Annotated in this window: 11 protein-coding genes; 2 read left to right on the top strand and 9 right to left on the bottom strand. The window is 35.9% G+C overall.

All coding sequences use genetic code 11. The features are described 5' to 3' along the window. Positions 1 to 53: 53 nt before the first annotated feature. Positions 54 to 488: a CBS domain-containing protein gene (locus V7124_RS00320; protein WP_335484930.1), complete on the bottom strand. Its 435-nt coding sequence runs from the start codon at positions 486 to 488 to the stop codon at positions 54 to 56. Positions 489 to 680: 192 nt separating this feature from the next. Between V7124_RS00320 and V7124_RS00315 the strand changes: the two genes are divergently transcribed. Beyond that, a complete protein-coding gene (locus tag V7124_RS00315) occupies positions 681 to 1040 on the top strand; it encodes a YugN family protein (protein ID WP_335411884.1) in 360 nt (119 codons plus the stop codon). Positions 1041 to 1274: 234 nt separating this feature from the next. Here V7124_RS00315 and V7124_RS00310 read toward each other — a convergent pair whose 3' ends face one another. The 8 genes from V7124_RS00310 to cyoE form a co-directional block, all read right to left on the bottom strand. Beyond that, on the bottom strand, positions 1275 to 2453 hold the full coding sequence (locus V7124_RS00310) for a GNAT family N-acetyltransferase (protein ID WP_335484928.1): 1179 nt from the start codon (positions 2451 to 2453) through the stop codon (positions 1275 to 1277). A gap of 81 nt (positions 2454 to 2534) precedes the next feature. Continuing rightward, a complete protein-coding gene (locus tag V7124_RS00305) occupies positions 2535 to 2999 on the bottom strand; it encodes a DUF420 domain-containing protein (RefSeq protein WP_335484925.1) in 465 nt (154 codons plus the stop codon). Positions 3000 to 3093: 94 nt separating this feature from the next. Further along, entirely contained in the window at positions 3094 to 3999 is a 906-nt protein-coding gene (ctaG, locus tag V7124_RS00300; protein ID WP_335411891.1) for a cytochrome c oxidase assembly factor CtaG, read from the bottom strand. Between the two features lie 125 nt (positions 4000 to 4124). Further along, on the bottom strand, positions 4125 to 4460 hold the full coding sequence (gene ctaF, locus V7124_RS00295) for a cytochrome c oxidase subunit IVB (RefSeq protein WP_335411893.1): 336 nt from the start codon (positions 4458 to 4460) through the stop codon (positions 4125 to 4127). 4 nt (positions 4461 to 4464) lie between these two features. Beyond that, on the bottom strand, positions 4465 to 5094 hold the full coding sequence (locus V7124_RS00290) for a cytochrome (ubi)quinol oxidase subunit III (RefSeq protein ID WP_335411894.1): 630 nt from the start codon (positions 5092 to 5094) through the stop codon (positions 4465 to 4467). Further along, positions 5094 to 6965, bottom strand: a complete 1872-nt coding sequence (gene ctaD / locus V7124_RS00285; RefSeq protein ID WP_335411901.1) for a cytochrome c oxidase subunit I — start codon at positions 6963 to 6965, stop codon at positions 5094 to 5096. The genes V7124_RS00290 and ctaD overlap by 1 nt, the downstream gene beginning before the upstream one ends. A 32-nt stretch (positions 6966 to 6997) precedes the next feature. After that, on the bottom strand, positions 6998 to 8056 hold the full coding sequence (gene coxB, locus V7124_RS00280; RefSeq protein WP_335411903.1) for a cytochrome c oxidase subunit II: 1059 nt from the start codon (positions 8054 to 8056) through the stop codon (positions 6998 to 7000). A gap of 177 nt (positions 8057 to 8233) precedes the next feature. Next, positions 8234 to 9172, bottom strand: a complete 939-nt coding sequence (gene cyoE, locus V7124_RS00275) for a heme o synthase (protein WP_335411905.1) — start codon at positions 9170 to 9172, stop codon at positions 8234 to 8236. 567 nt (positions 9173 to 9739) lie between these two features. Here cyoE and V7124_RS00270 point away from each other — a divergent pair. Next, positions 9740 to 10645 (top strand): COX15/CtaA family protein, encoded by a 906-nt coding sequence (locus V7124_RS00270; RefSeq protein ID WP_335410313.1) that lies wholly within the window; start codon positions 9740 to 9742, stop codon positions 10643 to 10645. Positions 10646 to 10649 lie beyond the last annotated feature (4 nt).

Raw genomic sequence — 10649 nt, 5'->3', positions numbered from 1 at the left:
CCAATCAACAGGTTATAAAATAAATAATATCCTTTATCACTGCCAATTATTATTTAATGTTGTACTCCGTTATAATTTTGCTCTGAGATTTCAGAAAGTGCTTCTTTTGCTTGATCATCGGTCATTTTTCTTATCGCAAAGTCTCCTAATGAGACTATTCCAATCAGTTTATCTCCTTCTACTACTGGAAGTCGGCGGATTTGGTGCTCAGCCATTAAATTAGCAGCTTCATTGGTTGTTGCTTCTGCCGTTATAGTAACAAGTTTACTGCTCATGATGTCTTCTACTTTTGTTGAACCAGGGTGTTTTTCAGCAACACCTCGCACAACGATGTCACGGTCGGTAATCATCCCAACCAGTCTATCCTTGTCGACAATTGGTATTGCTCCAACATTTAATTCTTTCATTTTTACCGCAACTTCAAAAACATTGTCCAACAAAGAACAACACTCTACTTGATCTGTCATTATATCACGTATCTTTTCCACTTGTTCGCCTCCTGTTTTTCTTGTTACTTTATTTATTTATCATTTCATTATAGTTGCCAAAAAGGAATGATTTATTCGATGATGTATTCATTGCAAGTTTAAACTTTTTCAACTATTATTAAATTGAATTAATTTGCATACCTGACAAGTAATTAACAAAGGGGAAGGCATTGTTTCTAGGAGGGACTATTTATGAAATTTGAGAATACTGGCTTAGAAAAGTTGAAAGCTGATTTAAACCGTTTAGATGATGTAATGCTTGATTACGGCTTAGTGCGTGAGGGTCAATGGGATTATGATCGTGTTACATATGACCGAAAGTTTGAGTTAAAAGAAGGAACATTTTACTTACGTGTTCAAGGCCATGCAATTGAAGGAAATGTTGATTCTAATAAAGCCGTTATCGAGTTAATGACGCCTTTGTTAGGAAAACACTATTATCCTCACGGAGTTGAATATGGTGAAGGAGAAAGCTTCCCTTCTTCCCTTGTAAATCAATGTAAGAAAATTCTTGAGTCTATTAAAACCGAAGTAGATAAATTTTCAATTTAATCAAAACGACGACGCATGATAACAATCATGCGTCGTTCTATTTTCAAGGCTGTGTTAAACTGGGCTGTTGATTTGCGCTACAGGGGCTACGCTTTCCGCGGGCTAACCCGTGAGCCTCCTCGGTCGTTCCGCCCTGCGGGGTCTCACTCAGCTCGTACATCCCGCAGGAGTCGAGCCCCTTTCGCTCCAATCAACAGTTTCTAAAATCATCCGTGTATATTAACACAGCCATTTTCAAAAGAAATCATAGAAATATGGCTTGTTTTGTGGAAATAGTTCTTCCAACACTGAAATTTCTGTTTCTTGCCCCTTAATATAACCTAATTCAAATAATTCTGTTGGGCGTTTGTAACCAAATATTAACGCTGTCAACGTATTAATATCTAACCTAACCCCTCTTTGAGGAGGATGTGCGCAAGAGCTTCCAGGTTTATCTTTATATACCGTCACTTTGCCATTAGCTAGTAAATAACTTCCATTGTTCCAAGGTGCATATTCATCTTCGATATGTAAGAATAGCTTTTCCGTTACATCTTTAAAGAGATATTTTTGTAAACATTGCTCTGCATCCACAATTCGCGCCATAAAATATGGGGTGACCTCCATCTTTATTTTAGGCTGGTGCAATATAAATGGTAATAGCTCATGGTTAGATGTTAAAATACTGACCGTTTCAACCATGGAATCATGCTGACAAATGAAATTCCATAACCCTAACCTAGCCTCTTGTGTCAGCGCTACAAGCTCTTGAACGTCCATTTTCTGATCTTTCGTCTCATATAATACATATCCCTGTGCTTCACTTCTTTTATTGAAATAAACAGCAATCTGTCCATCATCATAAACACTATTCATCCACCATTTTAAGTCGCGAACAAGCATGCCCATGTACTTTTTACTAAACTGAACATAAACGGATTCAATGTCTGGATGATGACTCTCTTTTGTATACCTTTTAATGGTTCCTTGCTGTGCATTTAAAAACGTAAGATCCTTTCTGTCAATTAACATCTTTTTGTTTTCTGTAAAAACTTCCCACCCAAATTTCCGGTAAAAACCAATGTCAAAAGGATGTAATAATGAAACAATTTGTTGATCATTTCGCATTTTCTCTAATGCCTGAATCAATAACTTTTTAACGTACCCATTCCTTCTGTATTCTGGATAGGTAGCAACACCTGCAATACCGCCCATTTTCCACTCTTGTCCGCTCATGTAGATGTGGAATGGAATAATATGTAGTTTAGCAGCTAAATTATTTTCTTCCCAAACCCCTAATACATGATGATTTTTTATCTTTTCAATTCTAGATGCTTTTCTTTCTTCAGGTATTTTATACTGAAAAGCGTACATTGAAAGCTTCAAAGATTCTATATAATCTTTTTCAGTTAGTTCTTTTATTTCCAAGACCATCACTCCCCCTATTTAATGTATTTCTATCAAAGAAGCTAAATTCCTTTTAAAAAACAAAAAAAGTGCCATGTAAAGACACTTTTAAAATCCTAATATAGCTTTAATAACAGAGGTAGTTTCCCCACCATAAAAAAACACATACAATAATAAGTATACTGCTACACCTGTGATGGCAGTAAAAAACCAAATAATACTCGTAATCGGACCTAGTTTCCGATGCTTAGTTAAATTATTCTTGTATCCTGTATATAGCGTAACAATACCAAAAACCGCACCTGTTGTTGCTAGGGTGATATGGAATACTAAAAATACTGTGTAATAGATTTTTAGATCATCTGGTCCGCCAAACGCAGTATTTCCGATAAAAATCGTTCTTGACGCATAGATGATAAAGAAAATAAGTGCAAAAATTGCTGCAGTAAACATCGCCTTTTTGTGAGCGTCTATTTTTCTTTGTGTAATAAGCCACCAGCCTATTGCAACCGTTACTGCACTTAAAACGATGAAGGTTGTACTTATCGTCGGTAAAATCGGTAGGGAATTCATAATTAGCCTCACTTTTAATTTATTCTATAATAATTTTAAGTTAGTTCGTGCACATTTTCAATTAAAAAGAAAATCTCCCAGTTCTATGGGAGATTTATTCTATCAAAGATGGTCTTAAAGTTTGGCTTAATTCTTTTTCAGAGTCTGCCTGGTCCTTACGATACCATTCAAAGAAAACATGAGCTAAGATAACTCCATATACAATTTCTTGTATAACCTTCATTAATACACCGCCAAGCTGCTGATCATGTAATAATGACATTGAACTAAACAATTCAGGTCCACTAATGTCTAAACCAGCAAATGTTGCAGGCCCCACACAAAGACTCATGACTTGAGCCCAAACTTGTGGGTCAGAATAGGTGGCATAGATTGAAGCAGGAGCAAAAATGATTAAGGCACATGCAGGGGTGATTAAGATTCCGTCCGCAAAAATATACCCTACCTTCCTAAGCCCATTTAACCTTTGCTGCTCTGGCACAGGATTAATAAGCGGCCACCACATAAAAATCGCAACAAAAAATAAAAGAGTCGAATACCCCGCATGTAACCAGAAGCTCTGCATAACTTGATCAAAAACCAATGGAACATGATAGAAGGAAAACAAACCATTAAAAACAATTAACGCAATGATTGGTTTGGTAAAAAAGTGAAATAATGCACGGATCGCTTTTATGTTGAAAAGCTTTCTCCATATCCAAACGGGAATACCAAAGATAAAGATTGGGGGAATCACAAGAACTAATAGCGCCATTGAAACCATGTGGACATAAAACATTAAATGTGCCATTAAATCCAGTGGAGAGCCCTTAATTGCATAAATTAATGCCATCGAAAGCAAAAATAAACCAGCCTGTTTTCTTGTTAGCGGTTCACTATCAGCAAACTTGCTGCGGAATTTTATTGTTATTAAAAAATATACTGCTGTAACTGCTAGTAAACTTAATAGGAAGTACGGGCTCCAAAGTGCTTTAAAGCCAAAAATATCTAATGTAAGCACCGCATATCACCTCTAAATTGTAGTTAGTTCATGATTAAATTATATCGTTATCCATTGAATGACACAAAGATTTGGTCATTCCCTATAAAAAGAAAATCGGCATAAAGCCGATTTTCTAAAAATAGTTACCACCAAATAATTGTTGTAAAAGCTAAAAGAGTTAGCATACCAACAAGTAATCCTGAATAGAGAAACATTGATGGTGCTTCATGTCCTTTATGGCTCATATGCATGAAATAGTATAGCTGAAATATTACTTGAACAATAGCTAAAAGAAGTATAAACGGCACGATAAACCAAGCCGAAAAACCTTTTATTGCAACTGTTGCAAAAGCAATTAATGTTAAGAAGATCATTAATGCGAATGAAACAACTTGATGTCTCATTTCTTCAGCACTTTTTTTCTTACGATATTCAATGTCAACTCTTGGGTTACCTGAATTTAATTGTGAATTTTCCATCAGTTTATCCCACCATCCCCATTAAATATACTACTGTAAAGATGAATACCCAAACTACATCAATAAAATGCCAATATAAACTTGCAACGTAGAATTTAGGCGCATTGTAAAGGTTTAATCCGCGTTTTGAATTGCGAATGATTAATGTAAGAAACCACATTAGACCGAAAGCAACGTGCGCTCCATGGAACCCAGTCAAAGTGTAGAAGGCAGATCCAAAAGCACTACTTGTAAACGTATGATTGTACTCATGAACATAATGTGAAAACTCATAAACCTCTAACGCAAGGAAAGCAGCACCTAATAATACAGTGATGATTAACCATGTGTTCATTTTTTTTGCATTAAAGTTTTTCATGTGATACATCGCATACACACTTGTTAATGAACTTGTTAATAACAGCATGGTAGCAACAAATGTCAGCGGCAGGTCGTATAAATCTTTTGCTAAAGTATGTGTTGAATCAGGTACTTTATCCTTTAATGCAAGGTAGGTTGCAAAGAGAGAGGCGAAAAGCACAGTCTCTCCACCTAGAAAGAACCAGAAGCCTAAAAATTTATTTTTTGCTTCAAGGGTTGATTTTTCAGGCTCAGCAGGCCATGTTTCTAACGATAATTTTTCTTCTGCGTGCATTATGCCTTAACCCCCTTATCCTCATCATCCATTAATTCTTCTTTATGAATATGGAATCCATGGTCATCCTTTACTGAACGTATAAACATAGATCCAAAGGTAATCAATAACCCTAATACAATTACTGGTATTGACCATGCTTTATCATCCATATTGAATAATGCACCGAATGCGGCGACAAATAATCCAAATGACATCATAAATGGCAGGAATGATGAATTTGGCATATGGATATCACCAAGTGGCTCGGCAGGTGTCATCCCTTTTTTGCCTTCCATTTTTTCTAACCAATATGCATCTAATCCACGCACTAACGGAAGCTGCTTAAAGTTATAGAAAGGCGGCGGTGATGGGAGTGACCACTCAAGTGTTCTACCGTCTCCCCATGGATCATTTCCAACCCTTACATTTTTCACAGATGTCATAATGATGTTGTATAAAAGAACTAAAACAGCTAAAGACATAAATACCGCACCAAGTGAACTGATTAAGTTAGATGTTTCAAAGCCTTGACCCGGCAGGTATGTGAATACACGACGCGGCATGCCCCAAAGACCTAAGAAATGCTGGATGAAGAATGTCATATGGAAACCGATAAAGAATAACCAGAAAGTGATTTTTCCTAATGTTTCATTTAACATTGTTCCGAACATTTTCGGCCAGTATAAATGTGTACCTGCAAGAAGTGCAAATACAACACCACCGACAATTACATAATGGAAATGTGCTACAACGAAATACGTATCATGGTATTGATAGTCAGCCGCTGCAACTGCAAGCATAACCCCTGTTACCCCACCCGCAACAAATGATGGAATGAATGCTATTGCATAATGCATTGGAGTTGTAAATTTAACACTTCCACCCCACATGGTTAATAACCAGTTAAAGATTTTAATACCCGTTGGTACCGCAATAGCCATCGTTGCAACAGCAAAAATCGCATTTGCAACTGGTCCTAAACCAGTTGTGAACATATGGTGAGCCCAAACCATGAATCCTAAGAAACCAATTAATACCGTTGCAAATACCATGGATGAGTATCCGAAAAGGCGTTTTCTTGAAAACATAGGCATGATTTCCGAGAAAATACCAAAGGCAGGAAGTATTAAAATATATACTTCAGGATGTCCGAAAATCCAGAATAAATGTTCCCAAATTACCGTGTTTCCACCCATAGTGGTAACAAAGAAATTAGAACCAAACATACGGTCAAACATCATTAACACTAGACCAACCGTTAATGGTGGGAAAGCAAATAAGATTAGGGCAGAAGTGACAAATGTTGTCCATGTAAATAATGGCATCCTCATATACGTCATTCCTGGTGCACGCATATTAATAATCGTTACTAGGAAATTGATACCACCAATAAGTGTACCAAGACCTGATATTTGTAATCCCAGTACATAGAAATCAACACCATGGCCTTTTGAAGCCATAGCAAGTGAAGCATATGATGTCCACCCAGCGTCAGGTGCTCCATCAAAAAACCAAGAAAGATTTAAGAATACTCCTCCGAAAAAGAATAACCAAAATCCTAATGCATTAAGAAATGGAAACGCGACATCACGGGCACCAATTTGTAATGGCATTACGGCATTCATAAAAGCAAACACCAGTGGCATCGCAGCAAGGAATATCATCGTTGTTCCATGCATGGTGATAATTTCATTAAATAATCCTGCACTTACAAAATCATTGTTTGGTACTGCAAGCTGGATGCGGATAAACACTGCTTCAAGTCCGCCAATTACAAAGAAAAACCCACCTGCAATAAGATATAGGATGGCGATCTTTTTATGGTCGACTGTTGTTAGAAAGTCCCATATTGTTGCGCCAAATCCCTTTTTTTGTGCGTAGGTACTCACGCTTTTTACCTCCCTTTCAACCAATTCCCCTATTATTCCTGGACTTTTAATTCCATTAAATATGCTGTTAAAGCATCAAGCTGTTCTTCAGTCAATTGTGGATATTTATCTGTCATTAAATTTCCAGGCTTGTATTTCTCAGGTGTACGGAGCCAGTTTTTTAACTCTTCTTCATTATGATCTAATACACCAGCGATACGTGAACGTTCTCCAAAGTTTGTTAAGTTTGGTGCAAACCTTGCTTCTGGGGGTGTTGTATTTCCAGGTGTAACAGCATGACAACTGATACAGCTTTTATTAAAGATTTCTTGACCTTGCTGAGCCAAATCTGTTTTAGCTTGTACAGGTTCCTTAACATCCTTCATATCAGCAACCCAATTTTCAAAATCATCACGGCTCAACGTTTTCACTTTAAAGTCCATTAATGCATGTGATGGTCCACAAAGTTCAGCACATTTACCGTAAAATAAATCTCCAGCTTCTTTAGCCTTCTTGCTATCAAACTCTAACCAGAATTTGTTAACATTTTCAGTATTAGTATCAAGCTTTCCCCCAACTGCCGGAACCCAAAAAGAGTGTTTTACATCAGAGGATATTAAATTAAAATATACCTTTTCATCCGTCGGAACAACCAAATCCTGGCCGGTAACAATACCTTCACCTGGATATTCAAACTCCCACCAATATAAATTAGAGCGAACATTGATAACAAGTGCATCTGAATCTTCTTTATCCATTGGAGAAACATCCGCTAATTTAAATGTAGCCGCCACAGTTGGAACAGCTAAAATCAAAAGTAATAAAATAGGAACAACAGTCCAAATAATTTCAAGTTTGTGACTACCTTCAACTTGTTTTGGTATTTTTTCATCTTTTCGTCTAAATTTCACCAAGACTATTACAAAGATTACCATTACAACTGCAATTACCCCTACCATAATCAATGTACTTAGTTTCATCAGATCATATTGAATGTCTGCAACTTCACCAGCAGGCCTTAATGTCGATAGGAACGGTTCGCCACATCCTGAAAGGATAAGCGAAAGAATCGCAAATATCGAAATCAAGCGCCATTTTGCAAGCCTTTTCATAGCTTAATCAAACCCCTCTTTCGCCAATTGATTTCTTTTAATTTTCTGTGATCAAAAATGTATGTAGTATTATTCCAACTTAAACTTTTAAAGAAATCTTGGAGGCAAATAAAAATGCCTCCGACACTTTAAATTAAATAGGAATATTATTCCCCTTATTTAAGAAAGAACATCCAGCTAAACTAATGTAACAATGACCATTGCGACAAAAATAATTGTTAAATATTGCAATGAGTACACGAACATTAATTTTGCCCACTTAATATCATCTTTGATCTTATATCCATAAATCCCTAATACTAGCCACCCGATATTTAATATCGTTGCCAAGATTAGAAATGGGATTCCTAATGAAGTAAGTAATATAGGAGTTGGCAGAAGTGCCGCTACCCATATTAAGATGTGTTTCTTAGTTGTTTTAAAGCCCTTTACTACCGGAAGCATCGGGATACCAGCAGCTCTATATTCCTCAACCCTTCTCATTGCTAGGGCATAAAAATGTGGAGGCTGCCAAATAAACATTAGAATAAACAAGCTCCAAGCTATAATATCTAAGTTCCCATCAACCGCCGCCCACCCAATTAATGGCGGAACAGCTCCAGAAATACTACCTATTATAGTATTAGATACCAATTGTCGTTTAGACCACATAGAATATAGCACTACATAACTAAAAACCCCTAGAAGTCCAATCACTGTTGCTGTTATTGTAGTAAACGATAGAAAAATTGTACCTAGTGCGATTAAAAGAATCCCTAACCAAAGGACCTTTGAAGGAACGATTTTACCCGTAACGGTTGGTCTAGCTTTTGTTCGTTCCATAAGATGATCGATATCACGGTCAATATAATTATTTATGCTGCATGAACCTGCAATAATTAGTGAAGATCCAATTACAGTATATAAAACAATATCTAGATTATTTAAAAAGCTTTGACCGCTAAAATGTAAGGCCAGCCAAATTCCAGTAAAAGTCGTAATGAGATTTGAATTTACAATTCCAATCTTGATAAGTGCCGTAAAATCTTTCCATATTGTTGATTTTTCTATATGAGAATTTATAACAGTAGAGCCATTTTCAATTGTTGCTTCACTGTATGCCTTTGAATTTGGCATCTTTCACCCTCCTAGTAGTTTGTAAATATTATTATATACTCGATGGATAACTTCACCAAATTATAATAGTTATTTAAAAGCATTTATTATCTTATAATAATGTTATTCAAGGAACACTTTCTCTGTATATTAAATCACACTTAGGTCTATTTTTGTGAATTTTTTTTGAATATTTTTTGTCTAAATTGTGTCCGAGGTTATTTATTACCCATTATACTATATAATAGAATTTTTAGATAATAAAATACACTCTAATATTAATGAATTTCATAATATTTTTTGTGTTCTATATTAACAAAGACTGTTTGAATATTGTTGTATATTAATAATTTTTAATTAATTGCGAACACAGATCTTTTTACAAATAGTTTTCACTATAATAATAGTGAAAACACAAAGTTATTCTGTTGAGGAAATTTTTAAAAAAAGTTAAACGAGAAACTCGCTCTTAATTCTGTTCTTTTTCTTAAGTTTTCGTTATGATAAGTAAGGACTTTATCTTTTAAATTATACTGACATCAATATCCCACAACAAATTATTAAACTTTTATTTAAGAAGGTGATTTTTTGCGACGCTCTTTAAAGTGGTTAGCTGTTGCAACCACTATCGGTATGATACTCGTTTTGCTAGGTGGAGCTCTAGTAACTAAAACTGGGTCTGGTATGGGATGTGGAAGATCTTGGCCACTTTGCAATGGCGAGTTCGTACCAACAGACATAACTCCTGAATTAATCATTGAACTTGCACATCGACTTGTATCTGGAACTGTCGGAATTCTGGTTTTAGTCTTATCCATTTGGACATGGAAAGCAATCGGACATGTTAGGGAAACGAAATTTCTTTCTTCTCTCTCGTTTTTCTTTTTACTGTTACAAGGGTTAATTGGTGCAGCAGCAGTAAAATGGGGCCAATCTGATTTTGTCTTAGCTTTGCATTTTGGTATCTCACTTATTTCCTTTGCTGCAGTATTCCTGCTTACTTTACTAATTTTTGAGATTGATAAAAAGTTTGAAGCAGATAATCTAAAAATAGATAAAAGAATGAGCTTTCATATTATTTCTCTTTCTATTTATAGCTACCTGGTTATTTACACAGGTGCTCTTGTGCGCCATACCGACTCTAGTTTGGTTTGCCGGGATTGGCCATTATGTATCAATGACAGCCCTGCACTTCCAAGTAACCTCTTTGAGTGGGTCCAGATGGGGCACCGGGCAGCGGCAGGTGTTATTTTTATTTGGATCGGTTATGTTGCCTATTTAGCAATAAAAAAGTATCGTCATCAAAAAGTTATTTACTGGGGTTGGATTAGTGCATTTACTCTAGTATCCCTTCAAGTATTATCAGGGGCTCTTATTATATTTACCCGTTTAAATCTTTATGTCGCATTAATGCATGCTCTTTTTATTACTTGTTTATTTGGTGTCCTAAGTTATTTTCTGTTATTACTATCAAGATCACGGAAGAACAAATAAAAAA

The sequence above is a fragment of the Neobacillus niacini genome, from assembly GCF_036961885.1.
In the GTDB taxonomy this organism is placed as follows: Bacteria; Bacillota; Bacilli; order Bacillales; family Cytobacillaceae; genus Neobacillus; species Neobacillus niacini_H.
This window is presented reverse-complemented; position numbering and strand designations above follow the sequence as displayed.